This window comes from Kitasatospora sp. NPDC058218 (assembly GCF_042882445.1).
Lineage (GTDB): Bacteria > Actinomycetota > Actinomycetes > Streptomycetales > Streptomycetaceae > Kitasatospora.
In genome coordinates, this window is the sequence record NZ_JBHVWC010000059.1 from 22,294 (window position 1) to 38,045 (window position 15,752).

At 75.8% G+C, this 15,752-nt stretch carries 14 protein-coding genes and 1 pseudogene; 9 read left to right on the forward strand and 6 right to left on the reverse strand.

All coding sequences use genetic code 11. The annotated features are described in order from the left end of the window. Positions 1–118 precede the first annotated feature (118 nt). Both ACFVYI_RS31610 and ACFVYI_RS31615 read right to left on the reverse strand, forming a co-directional pair. Positions 119–1,549, reverse strand: a complete 1,431-nt coding sequence (locus tag ACFVYI_RS31610) for a hypothetical protein (RefSeq protein ID WP_387891940.1) — start codon at positions 1,547–1,549, stop codon at positions 119–121. A gap of 189 nt (positions 1,550–1,738) precedes the next feature. Beyond that, complete coding sequence (locus ACFVYI_RS31615; protein ID WP_387891942.1) at positions 1,739–3,058, reverse strand: hypothetical protein; 1,320 nt, start codon at positions 3,056–3,058, stop codon at positions 1,739–1,741. Between the two features lie 404 nt (positions 3,059–3,462). On the opposite strand from ACFVYI_RS31615, the gene ACFVYI_RS31620 reads away from it, so the two are divergent. Continuing rightward, positions 3,463–4,308: a methyltransferase domain-containing protein gene (locus ACFVYI_RS31620; RefSeq protein WP_387891944.1), complete on the forward strand. Its 846-nt coding sequence runs from the start codon at positions 3,463–3,465 to the stop codon at positions 4,306–4,308. A 9-nt stretch (positions 4,309–4,317) separates the two neighbouring features. On the opposite strand, the gene ACFVYI_RS31625 is transcribed toward ACFVYI_RS31620, so the two are convergent. Next, positions 4,318–4,950: a TetR/AcrR family transcriptional regulator gene (locus ACFVYI_RS31625; RefSeq protein WP_387891945.1), complete on the reverse strand. Its 633-nt coding sequence runs from the start codon at positions 4,948–4,950 to the stop codon at positions 4,318–4,320. Between the two features lie 196 nt (positions 4,951–5,146). Between ACFVYI_RS31625 and ACFVYI_RS31630 the strand changes: the two genes are divergently transcribed. From ACFVYI_RS31630 to ACFVYI_RS31640, 3 genes are read left to right on the forward strand one after another with little or no spacing between them, the layout of a single operon-like run. Further along, positions 5,147–5,905 carry an SDR family oxidoreductase gene (locus ACFVYI_RS31630; RefSeq protein WP_387891946.1) on the forward strand — a complete coding sequence of 253 codons (759 nt, stop codon included), beginning with the start codon at positions 5,147–5,149 and terminating at the stop codon, positions 5,903–5,905. A 5-nt stretch (positions 5,906–5,910) separates the two neighbouring features. After that, the gene (locus ACFVYI_RS31635) at positions 5,911–6,717 is read left to right on the forward strand and encodes an SDR family NAD(P)-dependent oxidoreductase (protein WP_387891947.1); all 807 of its coding nucleotides are present in this window, start codon (positions 5,911–5,913) and stop codon (positions 6,715–6,717) included. After that, the gene (locus ACFVYI_RS31640; RefSeq protein ID WP_387891948.1) at positions 6,714–7,685 is read left to right on the forward strand and encodes an NADPH:quinone oxidoreductase family protein; all 972 of its coding nucleotides are present in this window, start codon (positions 6,714–6,716) and stop codon (positions 7,683–7,685) included. The genes ACFVYI_RS31635 and ACFVYI_RS31640 overlap by 4 nt, the downstream gene beginning before the upstream one ends. 55 nt (positions 7,686–7,740) lie before the next feature. Here the strand turns inward: ACFVYI_RS31640 and ACFVYI_RS31645 are convergent, their stop codons facing one another. Further along, on the reverse strand, positions 7,741–8,607 hold the full coding sequence (locus ACFVYI_RS31645; RefSeq protein ID WP_387892006.1) for an NAD(P)H-binding protein: 867 nt from the start codon (positions 8,605–8,607) through the stop codon (positions 7,741–7,743). A gap of 95 nt (positions 8,608–8,702) precedes the next feature. Here ACFVYI_RS31645 and ACFVYI_RS31650 point away from each other — a divergent pair, with 95 nt between their 5' ends. The 5 genes and pseudogenes from ACFVYI_RS31650 (at position 8,703) to ACFVYI_RS31670 (ending at position 13,417) form a co-directional block, all read left to right on the forward strand. Further along, positions 8,703–9,116: a winged helix-turn-helix transcriptional regulator gene (locus ACFVYI_RS31650; protein ID WP_387891950.1), complete on the forward strand. Its 414-nt coding sequence runs from the start codon at positions 8,703–8,705 to the stop codon at positions 9,114–9,116. Positions 9,117–9,499: 383 nt separating this feature from the next. Continuing rightward, on the forward strand, positions 9,500–9,898 hold the full coding sequence (locus ACFVYI_RS31655; protein WP_387891952.1) for a hypothetical protein: 399 nt from the start codon (positions 9,500–9,502) through the stop codon (positions 9,896–9,898). Between the two features lie 175 nt (positions 9,899–10,073). Then, positions 10,074–10,589: pseudogene (locus tag ACFVYI_RS31660) on the forward strand (AAA family ATPase); the annotation flags it as partial. A 1,530-nt stretch (positions 10,590–12,119) separates the two neighbouring features. Beyond that, entirely contained in the window at positions 12,120–13,019 is a 900-nt protein-coding gene (locus ACFVYI_RS31665; RefSeq protein ID WP_387892007.1) for a LuxR C-terminal-related transcriptional regulator, read from the forward strand. Positions 13,020–13,255: 236 nt separating this feature from the next. Continuing rightward, the gene (locus ACFVYI_RS31670; protein ID WP_387891954.1) at positions 13,256–13,417 is read left to right on the forward strand and encodes a hypothetical protein; all 162 of its coding nucleotides are present in this window, start codon (positions 13,256–13,258) and stop codon (positions 13,415–13,417) included. A 261-nt stretch (positions 13,418–13,678) separates the two neighbouring features. Here the strand turns inward: ACFVYI_RS31670 and ACFVYI_RS31675 are convergent, their stop codons facing one another. Together ACFVYI_RS31675 and ACFVYI_RS31680 are read right to left on the reverse strand one after the other, a co-directional pair. Beyond that, positions 13,679–14,116: a hypothetical protein gene (locus ACFVYI_RS31675; protein WP_387891956.1), complete on the reverse strand. Its 438-nt coding sequence runs from the start codon at positions 14,114–14,116 to the stop codon at positions 13,679–13,681. A gap of 279 nt (positions 14,117–14,395) precedes the next feature. Then, positions 14,396–15,685 (reverse strand): alpha/beta hydrolase family protein, encoded by a 1,290-nt coding sequence (locus ACFVYI_RS31680; RefSeq protein ID WP_387891958.1) that lies wholly within the window; start codon positions 15,683–15,685, stop codon positions 14,396–14,398. Positions 15,686–15,752 lie beyond the last annotated feature (67 nt).

Here is a 15,752-nt window from a genome sequence, read left to right on the forward strand (position 1 = left end):
CCGGCGGGGCGCCGGAAGTCACCGGGCCGGTGCAAGGGGACAGCACGAGGGAGCAGCACGAGGAGGTAGCACGGAGGGGGCAGCGCACGGCGGCGGCGCAAGCCCGCCCCGCACCGGGTCAGCGGACGGTCGCCCCACGGGCACTTGAGCGGCGGGCGCGCGGGCGGCGGCGGTCCGGGCCGGGGCTGTGCTCGACCAGGCCCGCCCTGAACAGCCCGTAGGTGATCCGCCGCTGCGCGGCCGCCTCCAGCTCGTCCCGCAGCGCGCCGCCGCGCAGCAGTGCGTCGGGGCCCAGCAGGCCCTCGACGACCGCCAGCGCACCGGCGGTGTCGCCGTGGTCCAGCCGTTCGCGGACGCCCCGGAGGCCGGCCGGGCGGCGGTGCGCCTCGTCGATGGCCTGCAGGCAGGGCAGCGGCGTGCCGGTCAGTGCGACCAGCAGCTCCTCCCGGCGGATCTCGGCCGGGTCGTGGTCCAGCGCCGCCAGCACGCCGTCGACCAGGCCGATCCGGTGCCGGGCACCGCGGCAGTCCACCGGGCGCGGCTGCCCGGCCCGCTCCGGGAGCGGGGCGGGCCGGGCCGGCAGCCGGCCCGGGACCAGGGCCGAGGCGACCAGCGGATGCAGCCGGTCGGCCTCGATCGCCCCGCTGCGGAGCAGTTCGAGGTCGGGGAGCGTCCAGGTCGCCGCGTCGGGCAGGACGGGCAGCGCGGGGTCGCCGCCGCCGGTGGGCGCGACGACGATCCGCCGGGCGGGCGACCCCGGGCCGTCGCGGTCCGCGGCCGGTTCCAGGATCAGCCGGTGCCGCGCCCCGAGGCGGACGCCCACCGGGCCGGTGGAGCGCCCTTCGGCGGTCAGCAGGATCTCGGCCTCGGCCGCCCAGCGGTCGACGGCGCAGCGGCGCTCCGGCGGGAGCACGGCGGCGGGCACCGCCCCCTGCGGGTCGGGCCCCGTCGGGGCGGGCACCGCCCCCAGCGGGTCGGGCCCCGTCGACGGGTGGCGGTCGGCTCCGCTCCGGAGCCGCAGTTCGCCGCTGCGGTGCGCGTCCCACAGGTGACGGTGCAGGTCGAGGCGGAAGCGCCGGTCGGGGCGGGGGTGCGGGTACCGGGCGGCACCGGCCTCGCGGTGGGAGGCGTCCCACAGGGCGAGGCTGATCCGCTGGCCGGCGTCCGCCCAGGCCGGCGGGGTCCGGGCCACGAGCTGCACCGGGTGCCCGTCGTCACTCTCGGAGGTGTCGTACCGGGCCAGCGCGACCGTCAGGCCCGGGCGCAGCAGGCCGTCCGGGGCGATCCTCGGCAGGTGCCAGCGCAGCAGGTCGGGGGCCAGTCGGCGGAGGTCGGCGCGGATCCTGGCGGCGAGGTCCCGGCCGTGGGTGCGCGCCACGGCGCGCAGGTCGAGGTCGACATCGATGTTCGCGGCGGCGCAGGCCCCGGCCCAGTCGCCGAGGTGACGGCGGGCGGTCGCGGTCTCGATCATGGACGGCGACACGGCGAACTCGCGCACGCGCAGCCAGAGGGAAAGACGGGAGCCACTGTTCGCGGTCGAAGTGAGCATCAGCACTCACCTTGCGCGGACGGGGCCCCCAATCCGAATGCGGAATGAGTAGTCATCGCGGGGAGCCTAGCGCCGTGCTCCCGGTCTGTCAGGTGCTTTTGTGCCACCGCCTCTTCACCGCGCCCGGTCCCCGGCGCGCCGGGCCGCGACCTTCCGCGGGGAAGGTCGCGGCCGGACGGCCCCGGCCGTCTACGGCACCTTGGCGTCGGGCAGCCGCTCGGCCTTCACCAGGCAGTCGCGGAACTCGTACCAGGGCGCGGGGCCGGTCCACCGCAGGAAGCCGGTGCTCCCGGTGCCCGCCTCCTTGGTGGCGAACCGGCTGCCGTCGTACAGCAGCTTGCCCGCGGTGGTCGCGGTGCCGGAGGTCACCTGGTGCGAGCCCAGCAGGGCGCAGTCCTGGTAGCGGATCACCGGTCCGCGCGAGGGGTTGACGGCGTCGAAGCGGTACACGTGGGGCACCGCCTTGTCGGTCAGGGCCCAGGGCTCGAACGCGCGCGCCGTGTCGTCGCAGGACACGAAGGTGATGGTGCCCTTGTACCAGGCGGAGTCGATCACCTTGTGGCCGACGCCCCGGATCTCGAAGCGGATGCCCTGGGCGTACAGGCGCATGACCGAGTCGGCGCGCGGCGAGTTGGCGCCCAGCTTGAAGAAGGTGCCGGTCGACTTGGCGTCGACGAGGATGTACGACCCGCCGATGAAGTTCATCGAGCCGCCGCGCTCGTTGCGCACGAAGGTGCCCGACTGGAACTCCACCTTGCAGTCGCGGAACGAGAAGTTGAGGAACTGGTCCTGCTGCTGCTCGGTGGGGATCCCTCCCATCACCAGGAACGCGTCCGCGTAGGAGCCGCTGATCTGGCAGTGGTCCCAGCCCATCTCGCTGTTGAGATTGGACTCGGACCCGGGGCCGTCGAGGACGATGCCGGCCTTCCAGGTGCCGCGCCAGTCGACGTCGGTGTACCAGGTGTCCTGCACGCCGAAGGTCTTGGAGGAGAACGAGTAGTTGAAGGTCGCGGTGGCGTCCCGGCTCTCGAAGGTCAGGCCGCTGATCCGGATGTTCCGGTAGCGGTCCATGTTCCGCCAGAGCACGGTGTCGCGGACCGTCGGCGCGTACACGATGCGGGAGAGGCGCTTGCCGAACCCGGTGATCGAGATGCCGTCGATGACGCTCTGCGTCGCGCGGTCGGTGTTCTGGGTGGCCGGCAGCAGGCTGTCGGGCTGGGTGAGCAGATAGGTGCCCGGCGGAATCAGCAGGACCTTCTTCGGGGTGACCCCGGTCTCCGGCGCACCGCCGAGCACCTCCGCCACGGCGTCCCGGAAGGCGTCGTCGCTCGGCGTGACGCCGGTCGGGTCGGCGCCCTTGGCGACGACGTCGACCACGTACCCGCCGGCGCCGGCCGCCACCGCGGCGGGCGCGGCGGCGGCGCTGTGGCCGCCGAGCGCCAGGCTGCCGGCCGCGGCGCCCGCTCCGGTCAGGCCGGCGAGCAGGGCGCGCCGGCCCGGCCGGCGCACCGGCTCACCGTCGCCGGCGGACCCGGACCCGGACCCGGACCCTGACCCGGACCGCGTGCTGTGCGTGGAATGTGTGGACATCGCCAACCCCCGTCGATGAGAACCGCGTCAGAGCCGCGACCCATGAATGGATCATGACCGAACATCGTGATCATCTGGCATGTCCCGGCCCCGGCACAAGGGTCCGTGCCGTCCGGCCCGGGCCGGACCGCTCCGCCCCGCGGCCCGGGCCGCTCCGCCCCGGGCCGGTGCGGAACGCGGCGCCCGCCCCCGGGCCCCGGACCGGCCGGGAACACCCGGGCGGACGCACCGGACGGCGCGGGCCGTGGCGCGTCGGTAGCTTGGGCGGGACGGCGGCACGGAGCAGCGGGGCCGCGCGGCAGCGGAAGACCGGGCAGGTTCAGATGGTCAGTGGCGAGCTCGACCTCACCGGGCTCCGGCGGGTCTACGGCCGGCCGGGAAGCAAGCTCTTCTACACGCTCGTCTGCCGCAACGCCCGGCACTGGGGCTGGACCGAACCGGGCCAGTCGAAGTGGCGGTGCTGGCAGGCGCAGCGCCGGCTCGAAGGCGTCCTCGGCCGGAAGCTGGCGCTGCCCGCCGGGTCGCGGGTGCTGGACGCCGGTTGCGGTGCGGGGGTGGTGGCGCGGGAGATGGCCTCCCGGTTCGGCCTGCGGATCACCGGCATCGACGTGCTGGACTTCCACGTCCGCGAGGCCCGCCGGCTCAGCGCCCGCGCGGCACTGGAGGAGCGGACCAGTTTCTCCTGGGGGGACTACCACGACCTGGAGTTCCCCGACGACTCCTTCGACGGCGTGTACTCGATGGAGACCCTGGTGCACGCCTACGACCCCGAGCGGGCGCTGGCGGAGTTCCACCGCGTGCTGCGGCCGGGCGGTCGCCTGGTGGTGCTCGGCCCAGTGGGCGCGCCGCCGGAGGAGCTGAGCCCCGAGGGCCGGGCGGTGCTGGATCCGTACCTCGACGCGATGGTCTTCCCCGGGGCCAGGCGGTACGACTCGCAGAGCCTGGGCCGGCTGCTCACCGAGGCGGGCTTCCGGGTCGAGGAGGCCCTCGACGCCACCGACCGGTACCGGCCGACCTCGGACGCGCTCTACGCCTACTTCCGGGTGCCGTACGCGCTGTTGCGCCTGTTCGGCCCGGCGGAGAAGTGGCTCGGCCTGCGGTCGGTGGTGGAGATGTACCAGGTGCGGGACTACGTGAAGTGGTTCGTGCACACCGCCGTCAAGCCGTAGCGCCGGGCCTCAGCCGACCTGCGCGCCCAGCATCCGCAGCACCAACTCGCCGTAGCGGCGGCCGAGTTCCTCCGGGGTCTCGCTGCTGCGGTCGGTGTACCAGCGGGACACGTCGATCCCCAGGGAGGTGACGGCGCGGGCCGCCGTGCGGACCTCGGCGACCTGGAAGGCGCCGGTCGCGACACCCGCCTCGATGAGGGCGCTGACCTCGCGCTCGATGTCCAGCCGCAGGGCCGCGACCACCGTGTAGGCGTCCGCCGGCAGCGCGTGCAGCTCGTAGTTGACCACCCGGCCGACCGTCCGCGCCCGGGCGTGCCAGGCCGTGAACTCCTCCACCAGGCGCCGCATCCGGGCCACCGGGTCGCCCCCGCCCGCCACCGCGCCCCGGACCAGCGTCAGGGTGGCCGCGTGGCCGGCCCGGCTGATCTCGGCCAGCAGGGCGGCCTTGGACGGGTAGTGGATGTACAGCGCGGCCGGGCTCATCCCGGCACCGGTGGCGATGTCCCGGGTGGTGGTCGCGTGGAAGCCGCGCTCCGCGAACGACTCGACGGCGGCCTGGAGCAGCCGGAACGCCGCCTCGGGGCGGTCGTCGGCGACGCCGGGCAGGGCGGGCCAGAGCTCGGCGATGGGCGTGCTGGTCATGGCGCCATCCTCCCAGATAAGTCGTACCGGAATTCCGGCCGCGCGGGCCGGGGAGGGCCCGACCGACTGTTGACAGGGTCCCGCACCGACAGCATGCTAAGCAAGCGCTTAGTCACGAGCCCGGGCCGTGCGGCCGACCGGCGGCCGACACCGCGGTACCGGACAGCTCCCGCAGAACCGCGCGAAAGGACCCTCCGTGGTGCACTCCTTCAAGGGCCAGGTGGCCGTCGTCACCGGATCCAGCCGGGGCATCGGCCTCGGGATCGCGCGCGAACTGATCGCCCGCGGCGCCCGGGTCTGCCTGACCGCCCGCACCCCCGAGCCGCTCGCCGAGGCCGTCCGCGACCTGGGCGGCCCCGAGGTCGCCATCGGCGTCGCGGGCAAGGCGGACGACCCGGCTCACCAGGACGAAGCGGTGGCCCGCACGATGGAGGCCTTCGGCCGGCTCGACCACCTGGTCAACAACACCGGCATCAACCCCGTCTTCGGCCCGGTGCTGGATACCGACGAGGCGGCCGCCGCCAAGATCCTCGCCGTCAACGTGCTCGCCCCGCTCGCCTGGACCCGCCGCGCGCACGCCGCCTGGATGGGCGAGCACGGCGGCTCGGTGGTCAACGTCGCCTCCGTCTCGGGCATCCGCGCCTCGCTGGGCATCGGCATGTACGGGGTCTCCAAGGCCGCCCTGATCCGGCTCACCACCGAGCTGGCCGCCGAACTCGGCGGCCAGGGCATCCGGGTGAACGCCGTGGCCCCGGCCGTGGTCAAGACCAGGTTCGCCGAGGCGCTCTACGAGGGCCGCGAGGAGCAGGTCGCCGCCGCGTACCCGCTGGGCCGCCTCGGCGTCCCGGAGGACGTCGCGGGCGCGGTCGCCTTCCTGCTCTCCTCCGACGCCTCCTGGATCACCGGCCAGACCCTGGTCGTCGACGGCGGCGTCACCCTCGGCGGCGGGATGTGAGCGCCGTGGCGGACGCGCACGGGAACCGGGACGGCGAGTACGCGGGCCAGGGCGTGGTGGTCACCGGCGCGGGCCGGGGCATCGGTGCCGCGCTGGCCCGCGCCTTCGCGGCGGCCGGCGCCCGGGTGGTCGTCAACGACCTCGACGCCTCGGCGGCCGCCACGGTGGCGGCCGCGTGCGGCGGCACCGCCGTTCCCGGCGACGCGGCCTCGGCCGAGGGCGTCGCCGCACTGGTCGACCGGGCCCGGGAGGCGCTCGGCGACATCGACGTCTGGTGCGCCAACGCCGGCGTCGCCCCGGTCGGCGGGGCGGGCGCACCGGCCGCCGCCTGGGCGAGTGCCTGGGAGGTCAACGTGCTCGCCCACGTCCGGGCCGCCGACCTGCTGCTCCCCCGCTGGCTGGAGCGCGGCCGCGGGCGGTTCGTGGCCACCGTCTCGGCCGCCGGCGTCCTCACCATGCTCGGCTCGGCCCCGTACGCCGTCACCAAGCACGGCGCGCTCGCCTTCGCCGAGTGGCTCGCCGCCACGTACCGCCACCGGGGCGTGCGGGTGCACGCGCTCTGCCCGCAGGGGGTGCGCACCGACATGCTCGCCTCGACCGGCGCGGTCGGCGAGGCGCTGCTGGCACCGACCGCGCTGGACCCGGAGGACGTCGCCGGCGCCCTGCTGGCCGGGCTGCGCGAGGAGCGCTTCCTGGTCCTGCCGCACCCCGAGGTCGCCGAGTACTACGCGGCGCGGGCCACCGACCCGGACCGCTGGCTCGGCGGGATGAACCGGCTCCAGCGGGAGCTCGAAAGGAGCGAGGCGCTGTGAGGGCCTGGCAGGTCACCGAGTTGGGCGAGCCGCGCGAGGTGCTGCGGCTGGCCGGGGACGTACCGCGGCCGACCCCCGGGCCGGGCCACCTGCTCGTCCGGGTCAGGGCCGCCGCGGTCAACTTCCCGGACGCGCTGATGGTGCGCGGCCACTACCAGGTCCGCCCGCCGCTGCCGTTCACCCCCGGGGTCGAGCTCTGCGGCGAGGTCGTGGCGGGGGAGCGCGCGGGCGAGCGGGTGATCGGCACCCCGGTGCTGCCCGGCGGCGCCTTCGCCGAGTACGCCCTGCTGGACGCCGCGGCGGCCTTCCGGGCCCCGGCGGTGCTGGACGACGCGGAGGCGGCCGCGCTGCACATCGGTCACCAGACCGCGTGGTTCGCCCTGCACCGGCGGGCCGGGCTGCGGGCCGGCGAGACGCTGCTGGTGCACGCGGCGGCGGGCGGGGTCGGCAGCGCGGCGGTCCAGCTCGGCCGGGCGGCCGGCGCGCGGGTGATCGCCGTCGTCGGCGGCGCCGACAAGGCGGCCGTCGCCCGCGAGCTCGGCGCCGACCTGGTGGTGGACCGGACCGCCGAGGACTTCACCGCGGCGGTCAAGGAGGCCACCGGCGGCCGCGGCGCGGACGTGGTCTTCGACCCGGTCGGCGGCGCGGCCTACACCGGGTCCACCCGGTGCGTCGCCTTCGAGGGCCGGATCGTGGTGGTCGGCTTCGCCGCCGGCGAGATCCCGGCGCCCGCGCTGAACCACGCGCTGGTGAAGAACTACAGCATCCTCGGGCTGCACTGGGGTCTCTACAACACCCGCGACCCGCAGGCCGTGCTGGCCGCCCACGAGGAACTGACCCGGCTGGCCGAGGCCGGCGTGGTCCGCCCGCTGGTGAGCGCCCGCCTGCCGCTCAGCGGCGCGGCCGAGGCCGTCCAGCGCGTCGCGGACGGCCGCAGCACCGGGCGGCTGGTGGTCCTCGGGCAGTAGCACCGCCGCCCGGGCCCGGCGTACCGGGCGGCCGCGCCCGGTACGCGGCTCCGCGTCACCCGGCCGCGCCCGCGCCCCGGGCGATCACGTCCAGGGCCGGGCGGGGCGGGCGGCCGAGCAGGGCGGCGAGGTCCCCCGCCTTGCCCGGCCCCGCCAGGAAGCCGTGGGCGATCGCCGAGTAGGTGCCGGCCACCATCGGCACCTGGAACGCCTGGGCGCCGGAGACGGCGACCGCCGCCCGCGCCTCGGCCAGCGTGCCGGGCCGGTACTCGACGGGCTTCCCGCCGGCCCGGGACAGCGCCGCCGCGATGTCCGCGCCGCCCACCGCCTGCTCCCCGACCAGTTCGTAGACCCGCCCGGCGTGCTCGGCCGGGGCCAGCGCCACCGTGACCGCGACCTCGGCGAGGTCCGCCCGGGCGACCGCCGCCAGCCGGCCGTCGCCGAGCGGCGCGGTGATCACGCCGTCCCCGTCCGGCGTGGCCAGCGAGCCCAGCAGTTCGGCGTAGAGGCCGTTGCGCAGGATCGTCCAGCGCAGCGTCGTGGACTCGCGCAGCCGCCGCTCGGTCCAGCGGTGCGCCAGCGCGTACGCCAGGTGGTCGCCGTCACCGGAGAGGCTGGTGTAGATCACGTGCTCGACGCCGGCCCGCTCGGCGGCCTCGACGGCGGCCCGGTGACGGGCGATCACCACGTCGTCCTCGCCGTAGCCGGCCGAGATCAGCAGCAGCGTCCGCACCCCGGCGAAGGCGTCCGCCAGGGTCTGCGGCCGGTCGAAGTCCACCGTCCGGACGGGGGCGCCGAGCGCCGGGGCCCGCTCCGGGGTGCGACTGCCGATCAGCACTCCGTCGAGCCCACCGGGCAGGGCGGCCAGCCGCTCCAGCACCAGAGAGCCGAGTCCGCCGTTGACGCCGGTGACGAGAAGCACCACTACCTCCAGGGTCGATTCCGGGCCCGCGGCTCTCCGCGCTGCCCCGTGACCATCCTCGGTACGCTGAGCGTTCGGCGTAAGGAGGCACTTCGATGTCAGTGGGGCACACCGCGGTAACCACCCCCCGGCCGGTGGTCTGGTGCGAGGACGGCGTGGACTGCGGGATCCGCGGACTGCTGGACCGGCTCGGTGACAAGTGGTCGGTCCTGGTGGTGGTCGAACTCGCCCAGGGCGTCCGGCGGTTCCGCGAGCTCCAGCGCGCCGTGCCGGGCATCTCGCAGCGGATGCTGACGCTCACGGTGCGCCGGCTGGAGCGCGACGGCCTGGTGTCGCGGACCGTCCACCCGACCGTCCCGCCGCAGGTGGACTACGAGCTGACCGCGATCGGCCACAGCCTGACCCACCTGATCCGGGCGATGGCGGACTGGTCCTACGACCACCACGACGCGATCCTGGACTCCCGGCGGAGCTGGGACGCCGCCAACCCGGGCTCCGAGATCCGCTAGGGCGTCGTATCGAGTCGTGATCGTCCAGGAGGAGTCGCTCTCGTCCCGGGGACCGATCCGGTAGGGCGTCGTGCACGACGGCACGGGAGGACGGGCGCTCCTGCGGGCGGACGGGGGCCGGACGCCGACGCGGCGGGGCGGACGGCGCCGTGCTCCGGCGGGCCGCCGAACGGGGCGCGGGGCGAGAGATGGGTAGTACCCCGCATTGTTCCCCGCACCGTTGCCGAGGTCCGCTTGGACCATCGGCCCGGAGCCAGCACACGAGCCGCAGCGGCCACCGGGGCACCGACGGGCATCGCGCCCGGTGCGACCGTCCCGTCACGCCGAGCTCCACGACAGGCTCCCGCGCAAGGCTCCACGACAAGCAAGGCCAGGTGAACGGCATGGACGACGCCCACACGCCGGTGAGATCGGTGCGACGACCCGCGATGTACCTGCGGTGCCACCCGTACGACACCCGCGAGGCGGAGTACGTGCGCTCCGCCATGGAGATCATGGCCGTCCGGCTGGGGCTGCCCTTTCCGGACGTCTACGCCGATCACGGCCGGTCCGCCAGGGGCCCGCTGCCCGCCCTGGAGAACCTGCTGACGGCGGCCGAGCACGGGTGGACGGACGTCGTCCTGGTTCCCGGACCGTTCGTGTTCTCGCTCGACGACCGCGCCGCCGCGGCGATCGTCGCCCGGCTGGCACGGGCGGGCTGCGAGGTCGTCGAGACACCGGGCCGCGTCGTGCGGCCCGTGGACCGGTTCCTCGACGGCGTCCCGGCCGGCCTGCCCGGCTAGACCGGAGCCGTGCCCGACCGGCCCGCGAGCAGCACCGTCACGGCCGGCGGCGGGCGACCACGGACGCCGGCGACCACCGCGCCGGGCCCGCCCGCTCGGGGCAGAGGCATCATAGGGACATGCCCGCCCAGACCGGATACGCCGTCCGCCACGACCGTCCCAAGGCAGCGCGGCGATGAGCCGGCCTCAGCCGCCGACCGCCCACGGCGCCGGATTCGCGCTCGTGGGCCGCGACCACGAACTCGCGCGCGCACGGGAGGCGCTGTCCCACCCGCCGGCCGTGCTCGTCGTCGAGGGCGAGGCCGGCATCGGCAAGTCACGCCTGGTGGCCGAAGCCGTCGCGGCCCAGGCCGGGCCGGGGCGGACCGCACTCAGCGGCCTCTGCCACCCGCTGCGCGAACCCCTGCCGTTCGGCCCGGTGGTCGACGCGCTGCGGGACGCCGCCGCCCAGCTGCCCCCGCCCGAGGACCTCCCGCCCAGCGCCGGGGCGCTCCGCTGGGTGCTGCCCGACCTCGCACCGTCCCTGCCCCCCGCGCCGTCCGGCGGCGAGGGCCTGCTCTCCCGGCGCAATCTGCTGGTCCAGGGCCTGCGCGCACTGCTCGGTGCGCTCGGCGACGTGATCCTGGTGATCGAGGACCTGCACTGGGCCGACGACGCGACGCGCGACCTGCTGCTCCAGCTGGCCCGCGACATGCCGCCGCGGCTCGCCCTGGCGGTCACCTACCGCGCCGAGGACATGCCGCCCGACGCCCCGGCGTTCGGCGCGGCCTACCGGCGCCCGACCGGCGTGGCCGGTGCGCTGATCCGGCTGGGCCCGCTGACCGAGCCGGACGTCCACGAGCTGGCCCGCGCCGCGCTCGGCCCGCGCGCCACGTCCGACCTCGCCCGGGTGCTCTTCGACCGCAGCCAGGGACTGCCCCTGACCGCCGAGGAGGATCTGCTCGCCATCGCCGAGCGGCCCCGGGCCGAGGCCCGGACCGGAAGCCGTCCGAGCGGTGCCGACCAGAGCGCCGACCTGGCCGCCGCACTGGCCCGGCGCGAGGTGCCGCAGGGGCTGCGGGACGCCGTCACCGAACGGCTCGCCCGTCTCAGCGGCGACGGCGACGCCGTCGTCGCTGCCGCCGCCGTGCTCGCCGTCCCCGCGGACGAGGACCTGCTGACCGCCGTCGCCGGGCTGGACGCCGGCGCCGGCGCGAACGGCCTGACGGAGGCCCTGCACGCGGCCGTCCTCCAGGAGAGCGCCCCCGACCGCTACGCCTTCCGCCACGTGCTGGCCCAGCAGGTGGCCTACCAGCGCGTTCCCGGTCCGCAGCGCCGGATGCTGCACCGCAGGGCGGTCGAGGACCTGGACACGCGCGTCCCCCGGCCGCTGGTCCAGATCGCCCACCACACGCTGGCCATGGGCGACCGCCGGGCCTGGCAGGACCTCGCCCAGGCCGCCGCCGACCAGGCCGTGGCCCTCGGTGACCCGGGCAGCGCCCGGACGATGCTGCGCGGCCTCCTCGACGAACCGGGCCTCGACCCGCAGCGGCGCGGCCGGGCCGCCCTCGCCCTGGCCCGGATCGCGGCCGACGACGTCGACCCGGCGGCCAGCATCCAGGTCCTGAGCGGCATGATCGCCGACCCCCGGCTGCCGGTCGCCGACCGCGGCGAGATCCGCCTCGCGCTCGGTTTCCTCACCGCCGTCCACAGCGGCAACCGGGCCGGGTTCGACCGGATCCGCGAAGCCCTGGACGAGCTGGAGGAGCGCCCCACCCGAGCGGCCCGGGCCATGGTCGCCATCGCCATGGACGAACGCGACGGCGCCGGCCGGCACGCGGCGGCCTGGCTGTCGCGGGCGGACGGCCTGCTGGCGACCAGTCCGGACGAGGACGTGGCCGCGGCGGTACGGGCCACCTCCCTCACCTTCCTCGCCCGGGACGGCGACCCGGCGGTGTGGGACCGGCTGGACGAACTGCCCCGGTCCTCCGAACGCCCCGAGGTCATGCGGCAGACCACCCGCGCGCTGTACAACACGGGTGAGATCGCCATCGAGCTCGGCTACGACCGCCGGGCCTCCCACCTGTTGGCGGAGAGCCGGCGGCTGGCCCGGCAGGCGGCCATCCCGTACCTGGAGTGCTACAGCCGCCTCGCGCTGATCCGGCTGGACATGCTGGCCGGCCGCTGGCAGGGGCTGGAGCAGCGCTTCGACACCCTGGGTGCGGAGTTCGACGACCTGGCGATGGCCGGGGCCGAGCGCTCCCTCCTGTTCGGACGCCTGGCCGCCGCCCGCGGCCGACTGGCCCTGGCGCGCGAGGAGTTCGAGATCGCCGGCCGGTACGGCCAGCGGGAGTCCCAGGTCACCGCCGCCCTGCGCGCGGCGGCCGGGCTCGCGGGCCTGCAACTGCTGGAGGGCGACGCCGTCGCGGCCGCCGCCACGGTCGACCCCGCCCTCACCACCGCGCGCCAGGCCGGCGCCTGGGCCCGTACCGCCGAACTGCTGCCGGTCGCCGTCGAGGCGCTCATCGCCACCGGCGGCCACGCCCTGGCGGCCGCCGTCACCGAGGAGGCCGCGGACGCCCTCACCGGCCGGGACGCACCCGCCGTGTCGGCGGCCCTCGACCTCGCCCGGGGGCTGCTGCTGACCGCCGCCGGGGAGCCCGGCGCCGACCAGGCGTTCACCCGGGCCCGGGACCAGTGGCACGACATCGGCCGACCGTACGAGGCGGCGCGCGCCGACGAGCGGATCGCCGCCGCGCTCGCCCCGCACGACCGCGCCCGGGCCACCGAACGGATCGCCGCCGCGGAGCGGGTCTACCTCGCCGTGGCGGCGACCTCCGACATCGCCCGCTGCCAGAAGCTCCGCCGCGACCTGGACCTCGGCAACACCGGCTCGCCGGGGCGCCGCGGCTACGGCAAGCGGCTGTCACCGCGCGAGCGGCAGGTCGCCGAACTCCTCGCGCAGGGCGCCGGCAACCAGGACATCGCCCAGGCCCTGTTCCTCTCCCCCCGGACCGTCGAGCACCACGTGGCGAACGTGCTCCACAAGCTGGGTACGAGCCGTGCCGAGACGGCGCGGGCGCTCGCGAAGGCGGACGCGGAGGAGGCCGGGAACGGCGCGGCGGACGGGACACCGGTCTGACCTGCGGCCCGTCCGGCCGGCGGCGGGCGACGGCGGGGCGATGCGGCCGACCGCGTCGGCGGGCGGGCGGACGGGCGGCCCCCGCGGGCCGGACTCGTCCGTTCACGGACGCTTCACCCAGCATTCGCGCACGCCGATAGGTAGTCCCCCGCATTGATCCGGCCGGTCCGGACCGGTTCCCTGGAGTTGCCGGCGAGAACGGCCGCCGCGCCCCCGACCAGGAAGGCTCCGACGACATGAGTGCACGTCACCACTCGCTGAACCCGCCCACCGCGTTGCCGGGCGCCCCGGAGCGGACCCGCGCCACGGTGAGGATCTCCCCCTCCCCCCGCAAGGCCGCCCACGCCCCGCTCGCCCTGGTGCGGCTGGCCAGGTTGAGCCGTCCCGCCTCGGCCTGACCCGCCGCCTCGACGGACCGGCGGGACGACCTCCCGCGCCCGAGCCGGTGGCGCGCCCCGACTGTAGTGCCTGCGCCCGTCGCCACCCTCGCCGACAGCGCCGCCCTGCCCGTCACCGCCCTGCTCGTCGCCACCCTCGACCGATGCCGGCGGGACGACGCCCGGCCTCCGGCCGCGCACGGTGTGCGCGGCCGGAGGCCGGGTCGGGGCCGGGCGGACGAGCCCTGCCCGAGGGGGCAGGCCCTTCCCCGCCCGAGGGGATCAGCAGTTCACCGGCACGACGAGGGTCGCGGTCGACGGCGGCCAGCCCCACGTGGTGGCCTCGAACGCGGCCTCGACGGTGGAACCGCACGGGGCGACAGCGGAGATCCTGCCCACCTCGGTCGTGAAGCGCTGGACCACGGGGGCCGGGTTCTCGGCGCCGAGCTGGGGGCCGCCGACCACCGAGGCGGTGAAGCGGAACGAGACGGCCCGCGGCGTCCACGTGAAACTGGTCGGGGTGGCCGTTCCGGTGAACGTGACCTGGTCGCCGTAGACATCGGCGCAGAGTTCGTTGACCACGACGCCACGGTAGCTGCTGGCGCAGGTCCTCGTGAGACCGGCGGACGCGGCCTCGTCGGAGGCCTGGGCGGAGGCCTGGGCGACGCCGGTGACGGTCAGGAGGGTGCTGCCGGCCAGAATGGCGAGGAGCCGATTCATCGGATGCTTCCCGTTCGTAGGTGTGGATGAGTGAAGCCATGTGACATTTCACGCTTCACGCCGCACATACTGCCATGGATTCAACCGGAATATTTGATTCCAACCTTCATTTCAAAGCCCACATCTGATTTCAGCCTTCATCTGTCCGAATTCCGCCGCTCCGACACATTCGTGTGACACCCCGTTTCCCTCCGCGCTGGTATCGGCACATCAGCCGGCCATCCTCGCCCGCGCCCTCCTCGCCGCGCCGACCACCGACGGCGGGCCGTCAGCGGGCCGTCAGCGGGCGAACCCCATCTCCGGGAAGCGCGGCGAGGCACCGTCCAGCAGGTGGTCGTCGTGCCCGCGCAGCCACCGGTCGAAGAACGAGGCGACGTACGCCCGGGTGGCGAGCACGGCCCGCTCCGGGCGGACGTCGCCGACGTCCGCCCGCAGCACGTCGCCCGCCACCGCGCCCTGCCGGGCGAGCTGCGGCAGCAGCGACTGCGCGTCGGTGTACGAGCCGTGCTGGGAGCCGGCCAGGGTGACGTCGGCGTGCCAGCCCCGGCTGTGCTGCCACAGGGCGTCCCAACCGGACTGGTGGTGGTAGTCGCCGGAGTCCGCGCTGCCGGTGCCCATCAGCAGGAACGGGCGGTCCAGGCCGTCCTCGGCGACGCTGCTGAGGAAGACGCCCTCGCCGGTGGGCCCGGGGAAGTGCAGCTGGCCGTCCAGGTTGACGCCGGCGGTGATGCGCGGGTCGTCGTGCATGGTCTGGACGGCGGTGAAACCGCCGGCGGAGTGCCCCGCCATGCCGATCCGGGTCAGGTCCAGCGAGCTCCCGAGGCCGGCCGGGAGCCGCCCGTCGGTGCGCAGCGCGCCGAGCTCGTCCAGGACGAAGCGGGTGTCGTCGACCCGGGTCTGCAGGGCCTTGCGCAGCAGGGCGCCGATGTCCAGGTCGGGCGTGCCGAGCATGGCCGGGAAGACGGACGTGGCCAGACTGCCGTCCGGGAAGGCCACCTCGGACGCGTCGTAGGTGTGGTCGACGGTGACCACCACGTAGCCGCGCGAGGCGAGGTCCTCGACCAGACCGGTGCCCCAGGTACGGGGGTCGCCGAGCCCGGCCGAGTAGAGCACCACCGGGCGCGGGCGGCCGCCCGGCAGTGCGGGCGCGTCCTGGCGGGCGTGGGTGCGGACCGCCGACCAGTCCGTCCGGTCGCTCAGCGTGCGGTAGTTGAAGACGCCGGCGCCGTCCGCGCTCCCGAAGTGCTCGGCGGCCCCGGGCTCCATGTAGCGGGCCCGCTCGTCGCCGACCGCGGGGCGGGCGGTGGGGTACCAGAGGCTGATCATCAGCTCGCGGTCCCGACCAGGCCGCCACGGGTCCTGCCGCCCGGTGTCGGTGAGGTGCAACGAGGTGGTGCCGACCGGGTAGGGCCCGGTGGGCTGCGGCAGCCAGGCCTGCGCCCGGCGCTCCGCCACGGCCGGGGCCGCCGCCGCCGCGGCCGGCACGACCGCCGTACCGAGCACCGCCGTGGCCGCCAGCAGTGCGGCGATCCCCGTCCGCACGCCCTGACCGTGTCCCCGCTTGCGCATGACTCCCCCAGCTCCTCGCCGTCTACGCCGCCGTCCACCGGCCGGCCCGTACCGTGACCGTACGGGC

Bases quoted from the DNA above. Each gene is read 5' to 3' on its own strand.
- ACFVYI_RS31610 (WP_387891940.1), bottom strand. From the start codon at position 1,549: ATGCTCACTTCGACCGCGAACAGTGGCTCCCGTCTTTCCCTCTGGCTG.
- ACFVYI_RS31620 (WP_387891944.1), top strand. From the start codon at position 3,463: ATGGTCAGTGGCGAGCTCGACCTCACCGGGCTCCGGCGGGTCTACGGC.
- ACFVYI_RS31625 (WP_387891945.1), bottom strand. From the start codon at position 4,950: ATGACCAGCACGCCCATCGCCGAGCTCTGGCCCGCCCTGCCCGGCGTC.
- ACFVYI_RS31650 (WP_387891950.1), top strand. From the start codon at position 8,703: ATGTCAGTGGGGCACACCGCGGTAACCACCCCCCGGCCGGTGGTCTGG.
- ACFVYI_RS31655 (WP_387891952.1), top strand. From the start codon at position 9,500: ATGGACGACGCCCACACGCCGGTGAGATCGGTGCGACGACCCGCGATG.
- ACFVYI_RS31665 (WP_387892007.1), top strand. From the start codon at position 12,120: ATGGCCGGGGCCGAGCGCTCCCTCCTGTTCGGACGCCTGGCCGCCGCC.
- ACFVYI_RS31670 (WP_387891954.1), top strand. From the start codon at position 13,256: ATGAGTGCACGTCACCACTCGCTGAACCCGCCCACCGCGTTGCCGGGC.
- ACFVYI_RS31675 (WP_387891956.1), bottom strand. From the start codon at position 14,116: ATGAATCGGCTCCTCGCCATTCTGGCCGGCAGCACCCTCCTGACCGTC.
- ACFVYI_RS31680 (WP_387891958.1), bottom strand. From the start codon at position 15,685: ATGCGCAAGCGGGGACACGGTCAGGGCGTGCGGACGGGGATCGCCGCA.